Raw genomic sequence first — 23197 nt, 5'->3', positions numbered from 1 at the left:
TGTTTTTCTTGAGTTCTCTAATTTTGGCCGCATCAAGCCCGTCCGCTAGCAGCGGGGATATCAACTGCATCCGCTGGGCGGCAATTTCTTCGGCTTTTTGTTGGTCCTTCATGCTAAAACCTCCTCGTTTTTAGGCTTTAGCATGAGTTTATCTCCCGCCTGTGGTGGACAGGAATGCAGAACGGGTATGTACCCAAGAATTTATATTTACTACCGGACGGACAACTCTAGCTAGCCAGCCGACAGCATCACCAACATAGTTCCATATCCCTTGGAGCGTGGACTTGGAAAGACGGGACGTTTCTTTCACAGATTCTTTACCGAGCAGGGTGGCGATGGAAGCCAGGCAGCCCAGGAAGTGGTTCTGCAGTGCCCTAAACCAGTGGCGCCAACGATTTAATGTGGATTCGTCGGCTGTTACGGTCAGTGCAGTGTTCCCGGTTATGACCACCTCGATGCTTTCACTGCTGTAACGTTTATATGGAACGAGAATATCCGGTAGTTCGTGGTGTATCTTGCTGCAGTGTTCACAGCGGAGCCGGCGGATGATGAGAATTATCTCGTCTCCAAGGTCATTTATGTATTTACGCTGCCGGCTACCAATGACGTATAGGGGACCATTACAACAGGGGCATGGGATCTGCTCCGCGCTCTTAACAAAAAACACCTTTTTCAGGGTTTTCAATTAGCTCATATTCTGTTACAATGACCATACTTATGAGTGGGGACGCCTCTGGGTGCTTCTGTTGGCGCAGTTGCACATCCAAACGGGGGCGTCTTTCCTTTCTTTAAGTTATGGTCATTATATATGGCAACTTTTGGACAGGCAATATCATCAGCTTTCGGATTTTATAGGGTGGCAGGAACAGAATTAGGTTTAACTCAGGAAAACCTAGCCAAAAAGATTGGTGTAAAACAACAAGTAATATCAAGATTCGAACAAGAAAAACATACTCCTACTTTGGATAATTTCATTAGAATTCTAGATGGGATAGGTCTTGAGCTTGTTTTACAAAAGAAAAGAGAAACAAACACTATCCTCCCAAAATAAAGTCGTTCTGCGAAACCGCTCCCATTCGCCCTTTATATATAATACCATATTTGCATATACCACCTGGTTTTCCTGGGAACAGGCGGAAACACTGCTCGCCAGGAAACACCAGCACCTGCTATTAAAACCAAAAACCCGGCGTAAACCGGGTTTTGCAATGGCAATATATTATTTTACATTGTTAACGCCGGCTGCCACCTGGGGCGCCGATTTGCGCCAGAACTCCCTGAAGAACACCAAAAATACGCTGACCATCATACCCAGCACCCCGGCCACGGCCATGTTTAGCATTTTTCGCGGCCCCACCGGGTTTTCCGGCTCTATTGCCGGGCTGAGTAAAATAAGATTGTTTTCTCCCACCTGGGCGGCTTTGCTCAATTTCGTTTCCTCATACCGCTCCTGAATAGCCTTGTAATTATTCCGCAGCATGTTCACTTTTTGTTCCAGCCGGTCGTTTTCCACACGCTTTTCAGCCAGTTCGGCCTGTAAATTCTCCAATTCCTTTTGGGCCAGGGAAATTTGCACTTTTAATTGCTCCTGTTGAGCAGACAGGTTGGCCAGGGTTTTCTTTAAATTGGCCCTTTCGTTAACCAGCCCTATGTAAGTAGGATTTATTTCCTCACTTTGCATCCTCAGGCCGGAAAGGTCCTTTACCGAAGCGCCGCTCGCCTCGCCTGCGACATTAAACAAATAAGCGTCATCCGCCAGATTTTTCTCGGTTACCAGTTTTTCCGGAGTTTCCGCCAAATTACTCTCTACCTGCTTAAGAGAAGCCCTGTTTTGTTCAATTTCCACCTGGTTACGAATTAACTGATTCTTAAAATCAGTCAGCAGGGTAAGCTTGGCATTAATTTCCTGTTCCAGTTCCCGAACCCCTCCGGGCTGTGCCAAAAACTTCTGGTACTCGTTCACCGCCGCGGCCAGTTCCTTTTCCTGCTCTTTAATCTGCGTACCCAGAAACTCCACGGACATACCAAGCTGGTGGGTGGTTTTTTCCGAAATATATTGGACAAAATTTTTAGCCAAAGTATTTGCAATAGATGTAATTAAAATTGGATCAGTACCCGAAACAGTGATTCGGATCAAATTGGTATCCTTGACCACCTCGGTACTAATGGCCTCCCTTAAACTTTTTATACTGTACACCTCTGGATCCAATTCCAACTCTTTAATTACCTTTTGCAAAATCCACGGGTTGGTCACCTGCTGGCGATAGGCTTCCACAGTCATTTCCGGCGACTTGGACAGGCTGCTTAATAAAGCCTCCAGCGACCCGTTTTCAGGTTCCGTCTTGGGCTGTTCCTTAACCATGATGGTAGCCCTGGCCTCGTATTTTTCAGGCAATACAAAAAAACTCAGCACGCCGGCAAGCAGCACAGAAACAAAGCAAATGCCAATGATTATCCACTTTCCATTGATTAAAACCTCAATCAATTCCCGAAGATTAATTTCTTCTTCCATGGTTACCAGCTCCTTACGTATCCACTGATATGTACTTTTTGGGTATATTCGACAGGAACTGCCCGTTTCCTGTTGCAGTGAATCCCTTACGCATCCTAGCACCTGCCGAAATCATCATCAAACCTGACTATATCATCTTCTTCCAGGTATTCGCCCAGCTGCACCTCGATTACCTCCAGCAAAACCTTGCCGGGGTTTTCCAGCCTGTGCTTGTATCCCGATTTTACAAAGGTGCTTTCGCCGCTTCTCACGAAAGACTCCGCCCCTTCCACGGTAACCCTGGCCGTTCCCTTGACCACGATCCAGTGCTCACTGCGGTGGTGGTGCAGCTGGTAGCTCAGCTTTTTTCCCGGCAAAACGGTGATGCGCTTGATTTTATAAAACAGTCCTTCCTCCAAAATGGTATACGACCCCCACGGCCTGTAGGTGGTCAAATGATAATCCGCCCGGGGATTGTTGCCGGCTTTTAGCCGGTCAACCACTTCTTTAACTTTTTGCGATTGGTCTTTTTTACAAATAAGCAGCGCGTCTTTCTGGTCAACCACAATTAAATCGCTGGCGCCGATTAACGCCACGGTTTTATCCTTGCTGGTGTATAGAAGGTTGTTTGACGAATCAATCAGTATTTCACCGTTAAAAGTGATATTACCGTTTTCATCCCTGGCAAATTCGTCATAAAAGGTATCGAAACTTCCCAGGTCGCTCCACTTGATGTTTAACGGAATGACGGCCACCCGCCCGGATTTTTCCATGATCCCGTAATCTATGGATATACTGGGCGTTTTTTCGTAAATTTCATTGATATCGCTTGATTTGAAGGCTTCATAGACTTCCGGGCTGTGCCGCCTGACTTCTCCGGTAAAAATATCCGTCCTGAACATAAACATGCCGCTGTTCCACAAGTAACCCTTTTCCAGGTAAACCAGCGCGGTCTCATGGTCCGGCTTTTCTTTGAATTCAGCGACCTGGTAACCGGGCCCCAGGGGCGTCGCGGGCTTAATGTACCCGTAGCCCGTATGCGGCTTGTTCGGGCGGATGCCGTAAGTGATGATATATTCCCCGGCCAGTTGCTCGCCTTCCTTGACAGTGCGGATAAATTTTTCTTCATCTTCAATCAAGTGGTCGGACGGAAAAACCGCCGTTATATCGTCACCCTGCTTTTGTATTTCCTTCACGGCGTAATATATGGCCGGCAGGGTATTTTTACCCTGCGGTTCAACCAAAATATGACTCTCGGTAAACCTGTAGCCAAGTTCCTCAATTTGCCCCAGCACCAGGAATTTATAGTTTTTATTGGTCACTATGTATATTTCCGCCAGACCGGCAAGTTTCAAGCACCTTTCAAAGGAGAGCTGGAAAATGGACTTGTCCATGTTTTTCAATTTTAAAAACTGCTTCGGAAAGTTGTTTCTACTCAAAGGCCACAGCCTGGTGCCGCTGCCCCCGGCCAAAATGACAGCTTTCATAGTTCAGTCCTCCAATTGCTCTTTTCAGAACGCTTACAGCAAAAACGAAATCTCCTTCAAGTTAACACAGCCCCGCCGCAATAATGATGTTCATGCCATATTCTTTCTTATCCAATATTTTTTGTGCATACTAAATAAACATTTAAATCTATGAGGAATGATATTTTCTTTCAATCCAAGCCGATATCCTAGCAACTTAATAAAAGTACGGATACAAGCTTCCGGTATTAAAAGACTATTTCCACTTTTCCATAAGTAATTAATTTCTGATAAAACAAAGCGCATTCCTTCCCCTTCAGCCTTCCCGAATTTTTCCCTAATCCATGATTCCCTAGAATGAAATACTCCTATATCAAAATACCTCCTGAATTCCTGCAACAAGGTATAATCGTGAGAGTGATAAACCTGCGCTTCTGCATTATAATAAATTTTCCAACCAGCTAAAAGCATTTTAGCTGCCACGTAAGTATCTTCACTTAAGATGGTATTAGATGGAAAACCACCTACAGAAAGTAGAGCATTTATTCTATAGGCAGCAAAAGAATTCGAAATAAAGGCAGCCTTTATTCCGAATTGTGCCGCGTTATCTATAGACTTGACCATGCTTTTATCCGAATAATTAAATAATCTGGCATGAGCGCCAAAAGGCCTAGCATTTAAGTGAGGAAGTTGCCTTCCATAGGCTGCACCAATATCAGATTGCTTAAAGTTACTTATTATACTTGTTAGTGTTTCGGAGTTTGTTAAAATTGCATCTTGTGTTAAATAAACCACAATGTCACAATCAGTAACCAATTTTACACCCATTTGTCGTGTTGCACCATGATTATATTCTTCTTTGCTAATTAAAACTATTTCCCAGTTATATTTTTTAGCAATATTAACAGTATCATCATCAGACCCAGAGTCTATAACAATTTTCCTATTTGGTTTTAAAATTTGATCATCTACAGATGCCAATAATCTCTCAAAAGTATGGCCCCCATTTAAAGTTGGTATAACAACTGCAAATCTATACATAATCAAAACCTCACTTGGGGTTAGCTTTTTGTTTTATGTAGTTAGTGGAAATAAGAGAATTTTTAAATATATCTCTCCAATACTTCTTGTACCTGCTGAGCCGTATGCATCCAGTTAAAACGTTTCTTAATCTTTTCAGATTGACTCAATTTCTCATTAAGCGACAACCTCGTTTGTAATGCTTCGACTATTCCGCGTGAAATACTTTCAATATCCGTTGGATTAACCAAAACCGCCAAACCCTGACAGGTTTCTAACATGGCTGAAGTGTTAGAAGTAACAACGCGTGCCCCACATGCCAGTGCCTCAACCGGCGGAAGGCCAAAGCCTTCCACAAAAGGCACATAAACAAATACCTCAGCTGTCGCATACAGAGCTGGTAAATCTTCATCTGAAACATAGCCCAATAACTTTAATCCTTTTTCTTTAATAAACTCTATCTCGTATTTTCCAAATACTTGTCTTGCCCCTAACCCACCCGCAATAACCAAAGGTTTGCGATATTCAACCGGCATCATCAACCAAGCTTTCACCAAACCATCCAAATTCTTTCGTGGCTCAAGTGAACCCAGCGTTAGTATAAATTTATCTGGTAGATCATACTTTTGGCGCACTGCTTGTAGAGCCTTGGCATCTACCGGCTTGAAATCATTATCTATCCCATTATAAACAACTTGTACCTTTTGTGACGGTACTCCAAGCACCTCAACTATCCGTCTCTTTGAATATTCAGAGACAGTAAGAATTTTTCGCACCCGTTGCGCTAAACGTGGTAATAAAAATGAATACCAGTGATGAAAATTCCTCCCTACCCAATGCGGATATTCAATTGAGAATACATCGTGAATTGTTAAAACCTGATTTCTTACCAACAATGGTCCAACATTACATAAATTTACCAATAAACCATTATGAGCGTACAGGGGTAACTCTAACTGTTCCCAAAGATGTCCTTTAAGACAACCAACGTATTTAAGTGGGATCCATTTAAGATGAAGTTCATTTTTAATATTTCGAGGAGCAAGCAAAACAAAAGAGTAGTGATTTATATTTACTTCTCCCTTATCCATTAACGCATCTAATGATTTAACTAATTCAATAGCATAACGCTGCACACCAGTAATTGTTTGAGTGAGAAAGCGCGCGTTAATATAAATTTTTTTCATAGGGATGATCTCCTATATATCTAAACAAATACTTAAATAGATGTATTCCCGCCACAATCAACCAACAACTCAAAATAATAAAAGTTGGGTTGTTATGATGTTCTTCAAAAAAGAACAAACCTAAAAGATGTAAAGCTAAAATGCTTTCAATAAACCATGAATTTCTTAACCGAAAAACTAGAAGGGCAGATAAATATACCATAAAAACTAATAATAATGCAGAAACCAAAATACCAAATAACATGGCTGTATGAGTAAAAGCATTGTGAGTCGCGGCTATACTTGAATGTTGAATTAGTTGTTGCTCTGCACTCTCAACACCTAGCCCTAATGGATACTCAAGAGCCAAAGCTAATGAAACCTTTGTAGATAAAAATCTTTCGCTAGAATTAACAGACAAATTTCGTTCATCCAACCAGCGATTCCATCCACCCGGTGGTCCAATAAAACTTAAAACTAGTGAACCACAGATAAAAAGCATAGCAACTAACTTTAATGTGCGTTTCCATTTAAAATTGAGCATCAATACCGTTAAAATGCACACCAGTGATACCAAAACAGCTGATCTTGTAGAAGTAAAAACTCCTCCCAGGAACAGAATTGCTAAACTTATAAATAACACCCATAATCTTTTACGTTCTATAAAAACCATATAAAGACTTAATGGAATAATTATACTAACAACCGCTATTCCTCCATTCGGATGACCGTGCATTCCTGGCGTTCGAAATTGACCATATATGGAAGAATGAGCCGAATCCTGTGCAGCCAAACCAATGTTTTGAAGAACCTCAGCATATCCTAAATATTGTAATCCCATAACTATTAAATTAAAGACTGCTCCCCACCACATTCCCCATAATAAATATTGACGCGTCCCAGGTTTGTATGTAAGGGAGTATAAAGCATATGCCCAAGGTAAAGCAAGAAGCCAACGAACACTTAATACAGTTGTAGCAAAATCCCCTATACCTACGGAGTATAATCCCCACAGGATAAATGGTATTGCTAATGCTCCCATGATACACAAAACTAATGGCTTTAAGCCTTTAGTAAGAAAAACCCATATCAACCAAACTCCTAATAAAAAACCCAAAACATCCGTTGCACGTGGTGTCTTTTCTAACCAGGGAATAAGGTAAAAATTCGCCAACAGCAGGAAGCCAAGCCCAAAGCTAGAAATACATCTTATCTTATCTTTAGATATAATTACCCGTATCATTAGCAATCCTTCTCAAGAGATTCAAAATAAACTTGCAAATATTGCTTAATTATCCTTTCCGGCGTAAATTCCTCGGCCTTCTTTAAACATGCTTCACGCATGTTATACACCAAATCTGGATTATTCACTAATTTAACAATTATTTTTAAGAATTCTTCAGGCCTATCGGGGTCAAAAAGAAATCCTGTCCGCCCCTCCTCGATTAATTCAGGAATCCCTCCGCGATTAGAACCAACTACCGGTATGCCATATGAATAAGCTTCAAAGATAGTTCTAGGTAGCGGTTCGTGCCAAAGAGAAGGAACAAAAAGTACATCAATTTGAGAAAAAAAATTTTCCGGCTGAACAAAACCTAAAAAGCAAACATTACTTGTACTTTGTTTTTTTAAATAGTTTTCGTATTCCGGATTGCCTCGCCCCGCTACGTCTAAAGTAAAATTTTCGATATTACTATTCATAATAGCTTTGAGTATAAATTCTACACCCTTAGCCTGATTAAGTTGACCAATGTACCCAAATCTCATTGGCTTATGTTTCCGAGATATTACAGGTACGCTATTACTTTTATAAGCATTAAATACGACCCTTTGTTTTGCTGAAGGGAAAAGACCTTGTAATATATGTTTTTCAAGTATGAATTTGCTGTTCCCGACTACTACATTTACCAAATTAGAATAATAACCTCTCGGTTTAGAATAAATGCGGCAGATTCCACACTGCTTCTCACAATTACTATTATGCTTAAACATATTCGAAGCAGGGCAAAGTAAGTAATAATCCCTGATTGTATGTACCAGGGACAGCCCCCTTCTTTTAACTACGGGCCACACTGTAACGGAAAAGCCCGCCAAATTATTGGTGTGCACCACGTCCGGCCTTTCTTTCTCGATAATCTTATCAACTTCCTTGGCCATAAAGGGATTATAAGAGTCAATCAAATGCCAAAATGGTTTTAATAAAGCCGGGTTTTGTTTATCCCTGAAAGGCCAGTAAAAATTTTTTAGCCCAACATAGTATACTTTAACTCCATTGACTTCACCGGTTTGCACTCCTGTCCCCGGCATTGTGCTTATAACCACTGAATTATGGCTCTCATGCACTAAAGCCTCAGCTAAAAATTGTACCGAACGTTCAGCACCGCCAACAATGTTAGGATAGTATAGCGTATTAATAAATAGCACTTTCATATAGAAAATCCTCGACAAAAATTTTAACAATAAATTATAGGCCATATATAAACCTACTAAAGCAACACCTAAAATTAGGGGAAACAATAAATAACAGATAAACCCCAAAAGATTTACATTTTATTGTTTACTGTTAAATTTTAATACTAGCCACCCATTCCCAATTATTTATTACCCAATCTACCGTATTCTTAATACCTTCTTCCAAGCTTATCATTGGTTCCCATCCCAAAACCAGCCGTGCTTTACTAATATCCGCCCAAGTAGCGGACATATCAGCCTTGTGAAACTCTTTGTACTTGAACCGGGCCTTATTGCCCGTATATTTTTCAATTAGTTGGATCATTCTAGAAAGACGATCGGGATTGCTATTTCCAAGGTTAATTACTTTATAGCCCATAGGTTTTAAGGCATTAATGGTTCCTCTAGCAATATCATCTATATAAGTAAAATCTCTGCTCTGACTGCCATCGCCGTAAATTTCTAAAGGACTTCCTTCCATAATCCACTTAATAAACCTAAAATAACTCATATCCGGCCTTCCCGCAGGGCCGTATACCGTAAAGTAGCGCAATACCGTTACGTCAAGGCCATATAGATAATGATAAGTATATGCCATGGCTTCGGCTGATTTTTTAGAAGCAGCATAGGGAGAAATGGGAGTATTAACAGGTAAATCTTCATAGAAAGGTGTTTCCTGCCCGGCGTAAAGGGATGAAGTTGAAGCCAAAATAAATTTGGGCACTTTGTATTCCCTGCATAATTCTAATATATTGAGGCACCCAGCCGCATTGGTTGAAAAATAAATGTGAGGGTTCTCCAAACTATAACGAACACCGGCCCGAGCTGCCTCATTTATTACCGCATCAAGGCAATGTAACTGGTATATTATTTTTAAAGCTTCAACGTTTTCAATATCAACCTGATAAAATTTAAAGTTAGTATATTTCTTGAGATTGTCTAAGCGCCACAATTTAAGCCTTACATCATAATATTCGTTAAGATTATCTATTCCTATTACATTGTAGCCCTGGGTAAGAAGCAGTTCCGAAACCTTACTACCTATAAACCCTGCTGCTCCGGTAACCAATATTGTGTTCATAAGCACCATCCATTCCTTGTTAATTAAAGTAATTAACGTCCAACACCAATATAATTAAACCCTGCTTCGGTTAGCAACTGCCTGTCTAATACATTTCGTCCATCTACTATTACTTTCTGCCTCATTAATTTCCCCAGTTGGTTATATGGTAAACTTAAAAATTCCTTCCACTCGGTTACTAGCACTAAAGCGTCCGATCCGTGTGCAAGCTCCTCTGCACTGTTTGCATATAACATATCCAACTCCGGGTGACTTTTGCGGCAGTTTTCCATGGCCACCGGGTCATATGCCTTCACATGAGCACCCATTTCAATCAGTCGCTTGGCCACGGTAATGGAAGGAGCATCACGCAGGTCATCTGTGCCTGGCTTGAAAGAGAGTCCTAAAAGCCCCACTGTACTACCACGGAGAACCTTAAGAGCAGACTGTAGCTTTCTAATAATTTCTTCCCTTTGGCGTAAGTTAACCTGGATTGTGGCGCTACTCAAAGGCATATCATAATCATACTGGCCGGCAGTATGGATTAAAGCCTGCACGTCCTTACCAAAACAACTACCGCCCCACCCAATACCAGCGTTAAGATATTGCACTCCGATCCGCTTATCCAACCCAATACCTCGAGCTACTTCTAAAATATCAGCACCCACCCTTTCAGCAAGCCCGGCTATTTCATTAATATAAGATATTTTCATGGCCAGGAATGTATTTGCGGCGTACTTTATAAGTTCCGCACTGGTCGGGGTGGTAGTAATGAAAGCCGGAAGATTATAACTGTCCGGTCTAGGCAAAAATTCGGGTGGAATAAAAGTTTGTTCCAGAATGGGGGCATACATTTCTCGCAAAATATTAATAGCCTCACCTTGATTAGCCCCAACTACAATACGGTCAGGATAGAAAGTATCATAGAGGGCAACGCCTTCCCGTAAAAACTCGGGATTTGATGCAACTGTTACAGGTATATTAATCCCGCGGCTTTTTAGATAATAACTTACCACTGATTCCACACGCCGGGCCGAACCTATAGGTACGGTAGATTTATTCACAATAATAGGTAATCCGTCTCCTGATAAACGCTGTCCTAATTCTCGAGCTACCGCTTCTACATAGGATGTATCGGCTTCCCCGTTATCTTTACGCGGCGTGCCTACAGCAATAATTATCACTTCAGTAGTAAGGTTGAAAGAATCCCAGCGACCGAATGAAATACGGTCGCGTAATTGCCCTAATAGTTCCGCTACGCCCATTTCATGCATGGGAACAATGCCATTTTGTAAAGCTTGAACACGCTCCTGGTTTTGATCTATGCAATGTACCCGGTGGCCTATGTATGCAAGAGCTACGGATGTAGTAAGACCAACGTAGCCGCATCCTATGACTGTTATTTGCAAAATTTTCATCCTCTCAAGAAGCTATATCAATTTTTATAATTAAATCCCCAATCGTTTCGCTTTCCTAACTTACCAAATAAGCCATCTTTTACGCTTATGTAATATACTAATAATATCTTTGCAAATTGGTTTTTGGGGGAAATTATAACTCCGAAAATAGAAACTAAAGATACCCAAAAAGAATAAATAAACGTATTTAAGTAATAAATAAAAAGATTATTTACAACATTATTTTTTTCAAAATAAATCCTATTTCTAATACTATAATAGATTCTAAACATATTATTTTCATTGATTTTTTTTATAAATTGAGGAATAAAGCTTAATTTGTTTCCTCGTTCTATGTGCCAGGATTTATCTATATCTATTATTTTACTGGAAGGTATTAACGCAATTCTTCCTCCTAATTGGGTAATTCTGTATGTAAAGTCATGATCGTCACTGTACAGATAAAAATTCTCATCAGGATATCCAATATAATCAATTATATTCTTATGGAGAAATAATCCACCATAAGGGGCATAAGGAACATCAACATTTTTTAAATTAATATTAGCAAGCTGTACTTGTTTAACGTTACTTTTTTGAAAAGAAACAGCTATTTTGTTAATTAGCTTGCTAGGTATATCTACAAGATGAAAACCTAAAAAACTGTTCTGTTTTCCGAAGTATTTTTTTACACTTCCACCTTCTGCCACCTTAACATACTGCTTTCGATCTAACCTTAAAGATAATAGAGCGGTTATAGTATTTAAACTGTTTACATGTAAGGCATCCCACGCACAAATCAACTCTTCAAGCGCATTATCTTCAGGCATATTGTCGTCGTCTAAAAGCCAAACATAATCACACGCAATTTTGCACGCTTCCTTTATACCTATTTTATAACCTTTAGCAGAACCAGTGTTCTCATTTAAATATATAATACTTATTTTGGAGTTAAACCGAGCTAGATTGCTTAGAAATTCGCCGGTTTTTTTATCAGCAGCATTATCTACAATAATGATTTTGTTAAGTGGGTACGTTTGCCTCATCAACGAATCTATAACTTGCTCAAGTAAGTATTTCCTCTCGCCATATGTTAGAATTACAGCACAAACTTTATAAAATGGCTTCATAATAACTCACCTATTTTCAGCTTTAAAAAAATGAGCACCTTAACGCCCTCGTGCAGCAACAAAAGCTTGGAGACCAATGGAATTTCATTCTTAAGCATTAATTAACTTATTTTTTATCTATATATGAGGTAAGGTTATAATATACTTCTACGAAACCATTAGCAAATTCATTGATGTTATTCATTAACTGACATCTCTTTTTGCCTTCTGAAATTGCTCGCGAAGCACTCCTTCTAAACAATCTGTAGACCTGTCCCATTTAAAAATAATGCAACCCCGGGCAAGACCCACTTTACCTTAAAACCTCGCTCCATACCAATTAAAGTTTCCATTTAACAGATTTACATCCCGTAACATTATTACTTAATTTTTCACTTACACGCGTCAGAGTCAAGATTAACTAACAAATCAACCAAACTCTCCGTTAGTGGTATACCAGTTCTCTGTTCTATCCAGGCCCACTGGCCGTTTGGGTTCAGTTCAAGAAAATAATACTTACCGTCCCTGGAGAGAACCAAGTCAATAGCCGCAAATTGGATACCATAAAACTTTACAAGTTGCAAACATTTTGTTTTTATTTCAACAGGGAGGTCATGGACCCGGTGTTCCAGCTTCACATCCTGAGGTTTTCTCCAATCAATTACAGCTTCCGGGTTACTTTGAGAATGGATTTCCACCGGAAAAACTTTTTCACCGATAACGGTTACCCTGATGTCATATTTTTTAGGGATGCACGCCTGGAAAATAGAAGGGGCAAACTTCAGGCCGTCCAATTTTTCCAAATGCTCAACCGAGACTTTACTTGTATAAATAACATAATCTTTCACATCTCCCCGTACAAGCCCCGACCGTACCGGCTTGACCACCATTTCCCCCTTCAATTCTTCAAAAAAACGTTTTACTTCCGACGGGTTGTTGGATACCAGGGTATCTGGAATTTTCAACCCGATTTGTTGCGCAACAGCCAACTGTCTAATCTTGCTCCTCGCTTTTTCCAAATTATAGGGGTGGCTGACCCAGAAGCAGTCGATATTTTCCCACAGTCCACGGAGAAAATACCAAGATTCCATTCTACAAAAACGCTCAAATTCGTTATTAATATTTTCGCCCGGAACTGCCCGTTTTGGCCTTCTATACCAGATGCTTTTAACCCCTTTTAGATCAATGATATTCTTTCCGTCGTCAATATAACCGTTTACCAAGCTGTTGCGGCACGAAATCCCGGCCTTTATTTTATAAGGGAAATCCTCGGTATTAAACCTGAAATAGGGTATATTTCGCTTTTGCAATTCCAACACAACAAAATCGGCAGTAAGATCCTCCTTGTTGGTTAGGAGCAAAATTAAATCCCTACCGGTATAAGTCATCGAAACCTTCATCGTCGTCTTCTCTTTCAACAAATGTTTTAGTTAACAGCTCGGCCTCCGCCGTATCGGTGAGGATAAATATTTTTTCTGGGTCATCGCTGTTAACATTAACTTCTTTGGCTTCCGAATAAGAAAAAAAACAGTGTTTTTTTTGCAGTGCTTCCGCAAACTGGCCAATAAATACGTTCATGCCAAGTGCCTCCCTAAAAATAATCGTCGTCATCTTCCCGTTCAACTTTTGTTTTCGTCAGAAAATCGAAAGCATCATCGTCATCTTCCCTTTGAACTTCTGTTTTTGTCAACAATTCATTGCACGGATAATTGACTGAAATAATTGGTTGATTATCACCTGTTACCGAAATATCTTTCCCATAATCATATTTAAGATTTATGCACTCCTGCTCCACCGGCGACGCAAACATGGCGATAAACGGGCGCGGCATGTTACCCCCTTCATTTTAAATTTAAACTAATTGAGCAAAAGCCTTCTGGGCAATGAAAAATATTCCTATAACTCCAATGCAGATAACAGCCCGCATAAAATTTTCCTGCGCCAGAGCCACCAAATCCGTTTTTTCATTGGTCACCCTGCGATTATGAGAATAATTGGCCACATACATTACAGCCAACCTTTTCAAATATTGGCTTTGGTTAATACCGGAATCCGGTAAAACTATTCTTCTGTCTATGGCACGGTATCCCCGACGCGACAGGCACCGTGCTGAAAGATAAATGGTTCTCAAGAAATAAACCTGTGTGGCTATATATAATGTCAAGATCATGATTGAAAACCAGCAATCATTTTTAAAAAAACTTTTATCAACTACAATTTGAGCCAACCAAATAAGCAGTGTTGCTGCAAATCCGGATGTTCCTAAAAAGGTTGCTCCCTTTCCTTCTACGGTTTGTAAGCGCTCTTTTTCTTCCAGGTATAGTTTTTCAGCCATGGAAGCAAATTGATTAAGCAATGGAACATCTTGTATATTTTCAATTTCCTGCAACATCCTTTTTTCGCAGGTATAAATAGTTGTATCCGGTTTGACTTCACCTTCGAGAAAAGGCCAAAACAGTTGTCCAATATTTTTAATTATCCTGGTTAGCTTCGGCATGAACTTACCTCGTTATACCATAAAAAACCAAGCACCGTGAGCCAGTTAACTAACCTACTTCATTTTACCTTTCGCCGCAAGGAATACTATATTTGTCGCGTATCTCTTGTTCAATTTCCTTACGACCCGCTTGCTGTTTATGCGGGGTATAATAAACTGCGCATCTTAAGGTATTTAAACAATTTTCACTCCAGCAACCCGCGCGGTCATGATTCTCCACCCTGGTTTTCACTTCCGAAGATTCCCCGACATCAATCAAGGAATAAGTGTTTGCATCGCCCGTAGTACACAAAATTGCATAAACGCCCGACCTGTCCTCCAAGCTGTTCGTTGATGAATACGGTCCTTCAAACGTATACCCACCAACCTTTATAGACATATTTTAACTCCTTCCGGCCTGTGCTACGGCTCACGGCACTCCCGCATAAGTATGCCAACCTGATAAATAATAAATAATAGAGTTATTCTATTTCGTTTTCCACTAAAGGTTTAACCGTTTTTCAATAAAAGCTTTACCTTGTTTCATTTTCTCCCGCCAGGGGTTTTAACTGCCTGTCGATAAAATCCTTCGGCGTCCACCCTTTGCCAAGGCCATCTAAAATATAAACATCAAGCAAATCAAGTGTAATACCCGCAGCTTAGACTTATAGCGTCTATACCCTATCTCCACCGCTTCTTTATTCAAGTCACTGGGAACCGCTTTATATGCTTTAATTGCTTTTCGCACCAGGGCTCGCCGATTTCGCCTGGGAAGCGGCCTGGCCAACCACTTGAGGCCCTCCGTAGCTGAAGCCTCCGGGTCACAATGAACGCTGGAATTCAACTGGCCGGTTTGCAGGGGTAAGGTACCATTAATATCATCCACAGCGTATGTAATTATATCATCACGCAGGACGAATTCTATCGCACCTTGTTCCAGCAGTGCTTCAACACCTTTTGGACCAAACCAGTTAATCAGCATGGTTAAAGGAATGTTTTTCACCATACACGCTGAACGCAACGCCCTCGTGTAGCATCAAAAATTCTCCGACCATGGCGGAAAGCGAGTCATGTTCGGCTTCAAAATTCATAACATACTCCACAAGGCACTCATTACCCTTAACCAAATACTTCCTGGCAAAGTTATTCAATTTTTTATCAAAGATGATATTGCGGCATATATCTTCAGCCGCAATGTACTTTCTTTTCATATCGATATGCGGTATCAATAACCGAATAATTTTAGGCGATCCGCCACTTGTGCAGCAAAAGTTTGTAATTCAGGTTTGTCCTTATAAGCGTATGCCCGGCCTTTTTTCACCTTCCCGGAAACTTGACGGATGATTTCATCATTGATTTCAAGCTCGCAAAACTTACAAATATATTTTAATGAAGTATAAGGATCAGCAAGAAAATCTTCATACTTTATTTCTATGGCGTTACTCCCCAGAGACCTGACGTGGGATTGAGCCTCCCGCAAGTAATCTGTCCATAATGAAAAACCACCGCTTAAATTAACACAACGTAGCGAATGAGTAAAGCCACCTTTCTTTGGACGCACCCAGTAGAGCAACTTTCGCCTTAAGTACAATGCTTTTGAGTTTACTAGTATTTTTTCTGCCCGTACCTTTAAGCTATTTGCCACGTCAACACCATTACGATAAATATGAATAACCTTTGCATCGGGAAAGAGATCAAGCCAGATAGGGAGCGTGTAAGTATTGCGCGGGTCTTTCCAGCCCCAGGGAATGTCTAGATTGGCCGGTGTACGGTATCGCAGGTATTTGCCCCAACCCAGGTAACTGACCACCCGGGGAGTTTTCATCATATAACGAATATAATCCATCATGAGGGCGCGGACCTGGGTATTATTTAAAAGATGCTTTATAGGCTCTGGGTGATCCCAGGCACCACCACTTTGCCTTAGCAACCAATCATTTAACCTTAGGAAAAACAGAGCTTCGTGGTTACTTTCTTTCTCCTTACCCATAAATAGCCCCAGCTCTTCCAGCATGCGGGTAAGCATGCTGGTACCGGAACGGTGCATACCTATGATTATTATTGGTAGCCTATTTATATTATTTTGCACGTATATAAGCCCCTTTCGGTATTGGCAGTGTAATAATCGAAAGTTTCCAGTAAACAAGTCCGGCTGAAACCAGATTCATTATTGCAAGACTGACAGCGGTTGCTATAGCTGCACCTGTAATACCATATTTGGGCACTAGTAATGTATTAAGTATAATGTTAAGAATCGCTGAACCGATGATATTATTTCGCATCAACTTTTCATAGCCGGTCATCATTAATAGATATCCAACCGATCCCGTTGCAACATTAACAAATTGCCCAAGCGCCAGAATAATAAGGACATTACTACCGCTTATAAAGCCTGGTCCGAAAATCCCAAGTATAAACTTGGGACTCAAAATAAACAACAATAAAATAGGTAAAGCAAGAACAGTCATTAATGCAGTTGAATTTCGGGCAACAATACCTAAAGCCTCCAGTTCTCCTTTCGCGTATAAAGCCGCAAACTTCGGCGCAACGATACTGTTAACAGCAAAAAGAATAAAACTGGTCAGCATGGCGGCACGCATGGCAATATTATAAATGCCAACCGATTTGCTGTCGATCCAAAAGCCAAGCATAATCGTGTCGGTCCAACTCATGATCAAGTTCATGGAAGCCACCAGTAACAACGGCATACTGGTTGCTAATAACAAGCGGGTATCGAAGGTACCGCGGACGCCCCTGAGTTTGGGAGTGGCCCGCCGCCATAAAGCTACGCTCAATAAAAGCACAATAGTTGTAGCACAAACATATGCCGTTACCGCCCCGGTAACCTGGAAGGGACCGCCTAGGAATGCAAGAAGTGATATACTAATTAAAGGAACACCAACACCCTGCACCAGCATAGCATCTCGTATTCTTTTTAAACCTTTCAGTAATTCCGCGTGCAGGGTCAGCAAACTTATGGGCAAGATGGCCAAAGCCATTAACCTTATTGGCTTCACTAAAGCTGGTTCAGAAAAAATGCCCTTGGCAACCCAACTTGCACTGCTACCAACAATAATGGTAGCAACTAAAGAGGCAATAACTGCTATAAATATTCCCTTACGGTAAACACCGGATACCTTTTCCCATTTTTCTTGAACAGCATTAGTAGCGGTAAACCTAAGCAATGCATTATCCAAACCCATGCGGCCAACTACCGTGGCAATGGTAATCACGGTAAAAGCTAAATAGTATAAACCCGCCCTTTCAGCTCCAAGCAATCTGGCAAGTAATACATTAAAAGCAAAACCCAATCCCGCTCCCAGAACCTTGAATGTAAAAGCTACGAAGGCACCGCTTAAAACTTCTTTCATATGCCAGTCCAAACCGAAAAACGCGGAAATACGGTTAAATATCAGGGCAAGAATGCGCATGGTTTAACAACCTCATAATCATCTCATGTTCTCCTTCATCCATGAGATCATTTTTTACCCGATAATTTTATCACGCATATCTTTATGATTCCTCAATAGCGATTTTTAACAATAACTCCCAATCGGGCATTGCAACACCAAAAGTTTCTTTCAACTTTAAGTTAGACAACACCGAATACGCCGGCCTGCGGGCGGGTGCCGGGTAATCCGCGGACGGAATCGGACTGACCTGCAAGGAGTAAGGAGTGAGGCGTGAGGCGTATTTTATAATTTCTTTTGTAAAGCCGTACCAGCTCGTATGCCCGCCTGCGCTTAAATGATAAATACCGCTTACGTCCGTAAGGAGTGAGGGGTAAGGCATAAGGGGTGAATAAACCCGAGCCAGTATTTGGGCCGTTGCTTCGGCAACCATGCGGCTCCAGGTGGGGGAGCCGATCTGGTCGTCTACAACGCGTAATTCCTCGCGCTCCCACGCCAGCCGCAGGATTGTTAGCAAAAAGTTTTTCCCCCGCATGCCGTAAACCCAACTGGTGCGCAAAATCAGGTACGGTACCCCCACCGCCTTGATAGCCTGCTCCCCCGCCAGCTTGGTTTTGCCATAGACGTTTAATGGTTCCGGCTCATCTTCCTCGGTGTAAGGGCTATTTTTTTGACCATTGAAAACATAATCGGTGGAATAATGAACGATAGCGGCATCAATAAGTTTAGCTTCTTCCGCCAAAATGCCGGGGGCGATGCCGTTGACGGACATAGCCAGTTCCGGCTCTTCCTCCGCTTTGTCTACAGCGGTGTAAGCAGCAGCGTTGACAATAATATCCGGTTTAATTTCCCTCACTCGCTCCCGGATTTGACCGGGGTCGGCAAGGTCTAAATCTTGCCTGCCCAAAGCTATCACTTGGCCCAACGGGGCAAGGGTGCGCTGCAGTTCCCAGCCAACCTGCCCGTTTTTACCGGTTAGCATTATTTTAAGTGAGAGGTGAGGTGTTAGGCGTAAAGAGGAATTCATTTGATTACACTCCCGAATTGAGGAAGCTTTTCCCCGGGTATATCTTTCAACTGTTGATAACCCCGGTCTTTTTCCGAAAGGATGGGATTATCTATTGGCCAATCGATACCGATGTCAGGGTCGTTCCAAATGATGCCGCCTTCGGCGGCAGGGTTATAAATATCTGTACACTTATATGCAAACAGGGCGGTTTCGCTGGTAACACAGAAACCGTGTGCAAACCCTTCGGGTATGTATAGCTGGCGTTTGTTTTCGCTGGAGAGGGTGACGCCGACCCACTGGCCGAAAGTTGGTGAACCGGCGCGGATATCCACCGCCACGTCAAATACCTCTCCCTGCAGGACAAATACAAGTTTGCCCTGCGCGTTGGGATTTTGGAAATGCAGGCCTCGCAAAACCCCCCTGGTTGAAAAGGAAAGGTTGTCCTGAACAAAGTTGCCGGGCAACCCGGCTTGCGCATAGCGGGCCTGCTGCCAGGTTTCCATGAAATAACCCCGGGCGTCGCCAAATACGTCAGGTTCTATTATTAATACACCGGGCAGTTTAGTTTCTAGCACATTCATATAGTTCTACCGTCCCGGGCCAAATTCAGGAGATACTGGCCATAGCCGTTCTTTTTCAGCGGTTCGGCCAGTTTAACCACCTGTTCGGCACTGATAAATCCCATGCGGTAGGCAATTTCCTCCGGACAGGATATTTTAAGACCCTGCCTCTGCTCGATGGTTTCAATAAATTTGGCCGCCTGCAGGAGAGTTTCATGGGTGCCGGTATCCAGCCAGGCATAACCTCGACTGAGTTTTTCCACCCGCAATTGACCCTGCTGCAGGTAAAGCTTGTTAATGTCGGTTATCTCCAGTTCGCCCCGGGGTGACGGCTTTAAGCCGGCGGCCATGTCAACAACCTGGTTGTCGTAAAAGTAAAGTCCGGTGACGGCATAGTTGGATTTGGGCCGGGCCGGTTTTTCTTCTATACTTACCGCCCGGCCTTCGGCGTCGAATTCCACCACGCCGTAACGTTCCGGGTCCCTGACCCAGTAGCCGAAAACGGTGGCGCCCTGCTCTTGAGCCGCAGCATTCCTTAATTTACCGGTCAGGCCGTGCCCGTAATAGATGTTATCCCCCAAAATAAGCGCACAACCATCCTTGCCGATAAAATCCCGCCCGATGATGAAAGCCTGGGCCAGCCCGTCCGGGCTGGGCTGCACCGCGTACTGTATATTGATCCCCCACTGGCTACCGTCCCGGAGCAATTCAGCAAAAAGATGACTGTCCTGCGGGGTGGTAATAACCAGTATTTCCGTAATTCCCGCCAGCATCAGAATGCTCAGGGGGTAGTAGATCATAGGTTTATCGTAAACCGGCATAAGCTGCTTGCTTACCACCCTGGTGAGAGGGTAAAGGCGGGTGCCGGAACCACCGGCAAGGATGATGCCTTTTTTAATCATTATTTTCCTCCCTGAAAAGAGAGCTTGTTACCAAGCCCCAGGCGTTCACCGCGATAGCTACCGTCCAACACTCGTCGCCACCATTCCTGATTGTTCAGATACCACTGTACTGTTTTATGTAGACCGGTTTCAAAAGTCTCAACGGGCATCCAGCTCAGTTCTCGCTTTATTTTACTTGCATCGATGGCATAGCGCCGGTCGTGGCCGGGGCGATCCTTTACGAACTTAATTAGCTTGCGGTAGCTATTGCCATCTTTACGCGGGAGCACTTCGTCCAGCAAGTCACACAAGGTATGAACCACATCAAGATTGGTCTTTTCGTTATTGCCGCCAATGTTATATACTTCTCCGGGCTGACCTTTGTCCAAAACGGTCAGGAGAGCCCGGCAGTGGTCCTCAACATAGAGCCAATCCCGTACATTTTGCCCGTCACCGTAAACCGGAAGCGGTTTGTTGTCAAGGGCATTCAAAATCATTAAAGGGATAAGTTTCTCCGGAAACTGGTATGGACCGTAGTTGTTAGAGCAATTTGTTGTTAACACCGGCAAACCGTATGTATGATGGTAAGCACGCACCAGGTGATCCGAGGATGCCTTGGATGCCGAATATGGTGAATTCGGGGCGTAAGGACTTTCTTCTGTGAAATACCCTTCGGGACCAAGGGAGCCGTAAACCTCGTCTGTTGAAACGTGTAAAAAACGGAAGCTTTCTTTTTCTGCGCCGTTTAGCTGACTCCAATATGCTCTAGCTGCTTCCAGCAGTTCGAATGTGCCTACAATATTTGTATGTATAAAATCCGCTGGCCCGTCAATGGAGCGGTCCACATGAGATTCTGCAGCGAGATTGACTACAGCATTTGGGCAGTATTCACATAATAACTGTTTAACTAAATTCCTATCACCAATGCTTCCTTGTACAAATATATGATCTGGGCTATCCATAACATCAGCCATCGATTCCAGGTTTCCCGCGTATGTAAGTTTATCAAGATTAATAATTTTGATTTTACCCCGTTCAAGAGTGTGTCTAACAAAGTTGCTGCCGATAAAACCGGCTCCGCCGGTAACCAGTATCGTATTCATAACCTGCTAGTTTCCTTTCCTGATTCACGTTAATCTTTTTTAATTGTTTTTAAATAGCTTATAATTCGCTCCACTGCATCTTCAACATTACTTTTATGAGTGTCAACGATAATTTCCGGCTGTTCTGGTTCTTCATAAGGCGCAGTTATACCGGTAAAGTTACTAATTTTCCCGCTCCGGGCTTTGCGGTACAGCCCTTTGGGATCCCTGCGCTCGCACTCATGCAGGGGGCATTTTACGTAGACTTCGATAAATTCCCCCGGCTTAAACAATCGCCGGGCCATTTCCCGATCCGCCCTGTAGGGGGAAATAAACGCCGTTATGACCACGATGCCAGCATCTACAAACAGCTTGGCCACTTCGGCAATACGCCGGATGTTTTCTTTGCGGTCTTCCTCGGAAAAACCCAGGTCTTTGCACAGCCCCTGGCGGACGTTGTCTCCATCAAGGAGATATGTGCGAATGCCCATTTCATGAAGCTTGCATTCCAAAGCGTTGGAGAGGGTGGATTTACCCGAGGCAGACAGCCCAGTGAACCATACGACAAAGCTTTTGTGTTTGTTTAACTGCTGCCTGTGTTCCTTTGTAATTGAATATTGTTGCCAGACAACATTATTTACCGCTTTTTCCAATCAAAAACATCCCCTTGTTATTAGCTATCCTACAAACCCAATCTTGATTAATATCAAACAAACCTCACAGATTTATCAAACTGTAACTTTATTCTTTCTCAGTTAATTGCTTAACCTCTCTACGAGATTGATGCAGCCTGCCTGAGATTATTTACATATTCATATGGTAGCTTAATCTTCCCCAATAATATTTCTTCATTTTTATCACCGTGACAGTCGGATCCACCGGTTATCAACAACTTCATTTCACAGGCTATGTTATGGTAAAAATTTGTATCATTCGAAGTATGCTTGGTATGATAAACCTCTATGCCGCGAAGTCCCTCTGCAACAAAATATTCAATATCGTTCCTTTTTAAACGACTCGTCTTCCTGAAAAAGCCCGGGTGAGCCAGTACAGGTATGCCCCCTGCATTTGTTATAATTTTTATTGCTTCAGCTGGTGTTATTTCATAACGTTCCACATAAGCTTTACCGTTTCTGCCTATATAATCGCTGGTAAAAGCTTCACTTATAGCCGAAATATGTCCTTTCTTCAGTAACACTCTAGCAATATGAGGGCGACCAATACTGTTCATATCGCTACCTTCTCTTAAAACGTCTTCCCAGGTAATCTCGATACCTAAGTTTTGTAACTTTTTCACCATGCCTTGAGCGCGTTCAATTCGTGCTTGGGCTATCCTGGATAAACATTGTAAAAACTGCCCGTCATCAATGTTAACATAATAGCCCAATATATGTACTTCGCCCCCATCATATAACGTTGACATCTCCACTGCTGGTATAACCTTAAGACCCCCATATGACCCTGTTTTAAGAGCCTCTTTCACTCCGCCAACCGTATCATGATCTGCCAAAGCTATACAAGAAAAGCCCTTTTGCTTAGCCAGTTTAACTATATCCGATGGAGTAAATATACCGTCAGAAGCGGTAGAATGAATATGAAGGTCTGCATACTTTTCCAAA

Annotated in this window: 26 protein-coding genes; 1 reads left to right on the top strand and 25 read right to left on the bottom strand. The window is 42.3% G+C overall.

All coding sequences use genetic code 11. The features are described from left to right. Positions 1-148: 148 nt before the first annotated feature. Positions 149-685, bottom strand: coding sequence for a DUF6431 domain-containing protein (locus BM299_RS15490; protein ID WP_245779815.1), 537 nt, complete (start codon positions 683-685; stop codon positions 149-151). A gap of 171 nt (positions 686-856) precedes the next feature. Between BM299_RS15490 and BM299_RS19480 the strand changes: the two genes are divergently transcribed. Further along, on the top strand, positions 857-1051 hold the full coding sequence (locus BM299_RS19480; protein WP_165608369.1) for a helix-turn-helix domain-containing protein: 195 nt from the start codon (positions 857-859) through the stop codon (positions 1049-1051). Between the two features lie 168 nt (positions 1052-1219). Here the strand turns inward: BM299_RS19480 and BM299_RS15480 are convergent, their stop codons facing one another. The 24 genes from BM299_RS15480 to BM299_RS15365 all read right to left on the bottom strand — a co-directional run bounded on the left by BM299_RS15480 (position 1220) and on the right by BM299_RS15365 (position 23196). Beyond that, positions 1220-2512 carry a GumC family protein gene (locus BM299_RS15480; protein WP_092486417.1) on the bottom strand — a complete coding sequence of 431 codons (1293 nt, stop codon included), beginning with the start codon at positions 2510-2512 and terminating at the stop codon, positions 1220-1222. 95 nt (positions 2513-2607) lie between these two features. Continuing rightward, on the bottom strand, positions 2608-3978 hold the full coding sequence (locus BM299_RS15475; RefSeq protein ID WP_092486414.1) for a mannose-1-phosphate guanylyltransferase/mannose-6-phosphate isomerase: 1371 nt from the start codon (positions 3976-3978) through the stop codon (positions 2608-2610). Between the two features lie 90 nt (positions 3979-4068). Then, positions 4069-4998: a glycosyltransferase family 2 protein gene (locus BM299_RS15470; RefSeq protein WP_092486411.1), complete on the bottom strand. Its 930-nt coding sequence runs from the start codon at positions 4996-4998 to the stop codon at positions 4069-4071. A gap of 62 nt (positions 4999-5060) precedes the next feature. Then, positions 5061-6164, bottom strand: coding sequence for a glycosyltransferase family 4 protein (locus tag BM299_RS15465; protein WP_092486408.1), 1104 nt, complete (start codon positions 6162-6164; stop codon positions 5061-5063). Then, positions 6145-7386 carry an O-antigen ligase family protein gene (locus BM299_RS15460; protein ID WP_092486405.1) on the bottom strand — a complete coding sequence of 414 codons (1242 nt, stop codon included), beginning with the start codon at positions 7384-7386 and terminating at the stop codon, positions 6145-6147. Before BM299_RS15460 ends, BM299_RS15465 begins: the two co-directional genes overlap by 20 nt. Continuing rightward, positions 7386-8573, bottom strand: coding sequence for a glycosyltransferase family 4 protein (locus tag BM299_RS15455; protein WP_165608368.1), 1188 nt, complete (start codon positions 8571-8573; stop codon positions 7386-7388). The genes BM299_RS15460 and BM299_RS15455 overlap by 1 nt, the downstream gene beginning before the upstream one ends. A gap of 133 nt (positions 8574-8706) precedes the next feature. Beyond that, on the bottom strand, positions 8707-9675 hold the full coding sequence (locus BM299_RS15450; RefSeq protein WP_092486399.1) for a GDP-mannose 4,6-dehydratase: 969 nt from the start codon (positions 9673-9675) through the stop codon (positions 8707-8709). Between the two features lie 32 nt (positions 9676-9707). Beyond that, the gene (locus BM299_RS15445; protein WP_207545210.1) at positions 9708-11072 is read right to left on the bottom strand and encodes a UDP-glucose dehydrogenase family protein; all 1365 of its coding nucleotides are present in this window, start codon (positions 11070-11072) and stop codon (positions 9708-9710) included. Positions 11073-11089: 17 nt separating this feature from the next. Beyond that, positions 11090-12181 (bottom strand): glycosyltransferase, encoded by a 1092-nt coding sequence (locus BM299_RS15440; RefSeq protein ID WP_092486394.1) that lies wholly within the window; start codon positions 12179-12181, stop codon positions 11090-11092. A 371-nt stretch (positions 12182-12552) separates the two neighbouring features. Further along, complete coding sequence (locus tag BM299_RS15435) at positions 12553-13560, bottom strand: MvdC/MvdD family ATP grasp protein (protein WP_092486391.1); 1008 nt, start codon at positions 13558-13560, stop codon at positions 12553-12555. After that, positions 13532-13738 carry a hypothetical protein gene (locus BM299_RS15430; RefSeq protein WP_092486388.1) on the bottom strand — a complete coding sequence of 69 codons (207 nt, stop codon included), beginning with the start codon at positions 13736-13738 and terminating at the stop codon, positions 13532-13534. The genes BM299_RS15435 and BM299_RS15430 overlap by 29 nt, the downstream gene beginning before the upstream one ends. Before the next feature lie 13 nt (positions 13739-13751). Then, positions 13752-13991, bottom strand: coding sequence for a hypothetical protein (locus tag BM299_RS15425; protein ID WP_092486385.1), 240 nt, complete (start codon positions 13989-13991; stop codon positions 13752-13754). Between the two features lie 21 nt (positions 13992-14012). Continuing rightward, positions 14013-14657 carry a hypothetical protein gene (locus BM299_RS15420; protein WP_092486382.1) on the bottom strand — a complete coding sequence of 215 codons (645 nt, stop codon included), beginning with the start codon at positions 14655-14657 and terminating at the stop codon, positions 14013-14015. Positions 14658-14721: 64 nt separating this feature from the next. Further along, positions 14722-15036 carry a hypothetical protein gene (locus tag BM299_RS15415; RefSeq protein ID WP_092486379.1) on the bottom strand — a complete coding sequence of 105 codons (315 nt, stop codon included), beginning with the start codon at positions 15034-15036 and terminating at the stop codon, positions 14722-14724. 216 nt (positions 15037-15252) lie between these two features. Then, positions 15253-15642, bottom strand: coding sequence for a hypothetical protein (locus tag BM299_RS15410; protein ID WP_092486376.1), 390 nt, complete (start codon positions 15640-15642; stop codon positions 15253-15255). Continuing rightward, on the bottom strand, positions 15608-15847 hold the full coding sequence (locus BM299_RS15405) for a hypothetical protein (protein ID WP_131820661.1): 240 nt from the start codon (positions 15845-15847) through the stop codon (positions 15608-15610). Before BM299_RS15405 ends, BM299_RS15410 begins: the two co-directional genes overlap by 35 nt. A 14-nt stretch (positions 15848-15861) precedes the next feature. Continuing rightward, positions 15862-16725, bottom strand: a complete 864-nt coding sequence (locus tag BM299_RS15400; protein ID WP_092486370.1) for a sulfotransferase — start codon at positions 16723-16725, stop codon at positions 15862-15864. Further along, a complete protein-coding gene (locus BM299_RS15395) occupies positions 16715-18067 on the bottom strand; it encodes a flippase (protein WP_092486367.1) in 1353 nt (450 codons plus the stop codon). Before BM299_RS15395 ends, BM299_RS15400 begins: the two co-directional genes overlap by 11 nt. 82 nt (positions 18068-18149) lie before the next feature. After that, positions 18150-19073 (bottom strand): dTDP-4-dehydrorhamnose reductase, encoded by a 924-nt coding sequence (gene rfbD / locus BM299_RS15390; protein WP_092486364.1) that lies wholly within the window; start codon positions 19071-19073, stop codon positions 18150-18152. Next, a complete protein-coding gene (gene rfbC, locus BM299_RS15385; RefSeq protein ID WP_092486361.1) occupies positions 19070-19636 on the bottom strand; it encodes a dTDP-4-dehydrorhamnose 3,5-epimerase in 567 nt (188 codons plus the stop codon). The genes rfbD and rfbC overlap by 4 nt, the downstream gene beginning before the upstream one ends. Next, a complete protein-coding gene (gene rfbA, locus BM299_RS15380; RefSeq protein ID WP_092486358.1) occupies positions 19633-20517 on the bottom strand; it encodes a glucose-1-phosphate thymidylyltransferase RfbA in 885 nt (294 codons plus the stop codon). The genes rfbC and rfbA overlap by 4 nt, the downstream gene beginning before the upstream one ends. Beyond that, positions 20517-21599 carry a dTDP-glucose 4,6-dehydratase gene (rfbB, locus tag BM299_RS15375; RefSeq protein WP_092486355.1) on the bottom strand — a complete coding sequence of 361 codons (1083 nt, stop codon included), beginning with the start codon at positions 21597-21599 and terminating at the stop codon, positions 20517-20519. The genes rfbA and rfbB overlap by 1 nt, the downstream gene beginning before the upstream one ends. 29 nt (positions 21600-21628) lie before the next feature. Beyond that, positions 21629-22231: an adenylyl-sulfate kinase gene (cysC, locus tag BM299_RS15370; protein WP_092486353.1), complete on the bottom strand. Its 603-nt coding sequence runs from the start codon at positions 22229-22231 to the stop codon at positions 21629-21631. 119 nt (positions 22232-22350) lie between these two features. After that, positions 22351-23196 (bottom strand): PHP domain-containing protein, encoded by an 846-nt coding sequence (locus tag BM299_RS15365; RefSeq protein ID WP_207545209.1) that lies wholly within the window; start codon positions 23194-23196, stop codon positions 22351-22353. Position 23197: the final 1 nt, after the last annotated feature.

Origin of the sequence: Desulfoscipio geothermicus DSM 3669 (assembly GCF_900115975.1) — a bacterium.
GTDB classification, from domain to species: Bacteria; Bacillota; Desulfotomaculia; order Desulfotomaculales; family Desulfallaceae; genus Desulfoscipio; species Desulfoscipio geothermicus.
Note: the sequence above shows the minus strand (reverse complement) of the source record. Positions and strands in the feature narration are given on the sequence as shown.

Bases quoted from the DNA above. Each gene is read 5' to 3' on its own strand.
- BM299_RS15480 (WP_092486417.1), bottom strand. From the start codon at position 2,512: ATGGAAGAAGAAATTAATCTTCGGGAATTGATTGAGGTTTTAATCAAT.
- BM299_RS15475 (WP_092486414.1), bottom strand. From the start codon at position 3,978: ATGAAAGCTGTCATTTTGGCCGGGGGCAGCGGCACCAGGCTGTGGCCT.
- BM299_RS15470 (WP_092486411.1), bottom strand. From the start codon at position 4,998: ATGTATAGATTTGCAGTTGTTATACCAACTTTAAATGGGGGCCATACT.
- BM299_RS15465 (WP_092486408.1), bottom strand. From the start codon at position 6,164: ATGAAAAAAATTTATATTAACGCGCGCTTTCTCACTCAAACAATTACT.
- BM299_RS15460 (WP_092486405.1), bottom strand. From the start codon at position 7,386: ATGATACGGGTAATTATATCTAAAGATAAGATAAGATGTATTTCTAGC.
- BM299_RS15455 (WP_165608368.1), bottom strand. From the start codon at position 8,573: ATGAAAGTGCTATTTATTAATACGCTATACTATCCTAACATTGTTGGC.
- BM299_RS15450 (WP_092486399.1), bottom strand. From the start codon at position 9,675: ATGAACACAATATTGGTTACCGGAGCAGCAGGGTTTATAGGTAGTAAG.
- BM299_RS15445 (WP_207545210.1), bottom strand. From the start codon at position 11,072: ATGAAAATTTTGCAAATAACAGTCATAGGATGCGGCTACGTTGGTCTT.
- BM299_RS15440 (WP_092486394.1), bottom strand. From the start codon at position 12,181: ATGAAGCCATTTTATAAAGTTTGTGCTGTAATTCTAACATATGGCGAG.
- BM299_RS15435 (WP_092486391.1), bottom strand. From the start codon at position 13,560: ATGAAGGTTTCGATGACTTATACCGGTAGGGATTTAATTTTGCTCCTA.
- BM299_RS15430 (WP_092486388.1), bottom strand. From the start codon at position 13,738: ATGAACGTATTTATTGGCCAGTTTGCGGAAGCACTGCAAAAAAAACAC.
- BM299_RS15425 (WP_092486385.1), bottom strand. From the start codon at position 13,991: ATGCCGCGCCCGTTTATCGCCATGTTTGCGTCGCCGGTGGAGCAGGAG.
- BM299_RS15420 (WP_092486382.1), bottom strand. From the start codon at position 14,657: ATGCCGAAGCTAACCAGGATAATTAAAAATATTGGACAACTGTTTTGG.
- BM299_RS15415 (WP_092486379.1), bottom strand. From the start codon at position 15,036: ATGTCTATAAAGGTTGGTGGGTATACGTTTGAAGGACCGTATTCATCA.
- BM299_RS15410 (WP_092486376.1), bottom strand. From the start codon at position 15,642: ATGGTGAAAAACATTCCTTTAACCATGCTGATTAACTGGTTTGGTCCA.
- BM299_RS15405 (WP_131820661.1), bottom strand. From the start codon at position 15,847: ATGAAAAGAAAGTACATTGCGGCTGAAGATATATGCCGCAATATCATC.
- BM299_RS15395 (WP_092486367.1), bottom strand. From the start codon at position 18,067: ATGCGCATTCTTGCCCTGATATTTAACCGTATTTCCGCGTTTTTCGGT.
- rfbD (WP_092486364.1), bottom strand. From the start codon at position 19,073: ATGAATTCCTCTTTACGCCTAACACCTCACCTCTCACTTAAAATAATG.
- rfbC (WP_092486361.1), bottom strand. From the start codon at position 19,636: ATGAATGTGCTAGAAACTAAACTGCCCGGTGTATTAATAATAGAACCT.
- rfbA (WP_092486358.1), bottom strand. From the start codon at position 20,517: ATGATTAAAAAAGGCATCATCCTTGCCGGTGGTTCCGGCACCCGCCTT.
- rfbB (WP_092486355.1), bottom strand. From the start codon at position 21,599: ATGAATACGATACTGGTTACCGGCGGAGCCGGTTTTATCGGCAGCAAC.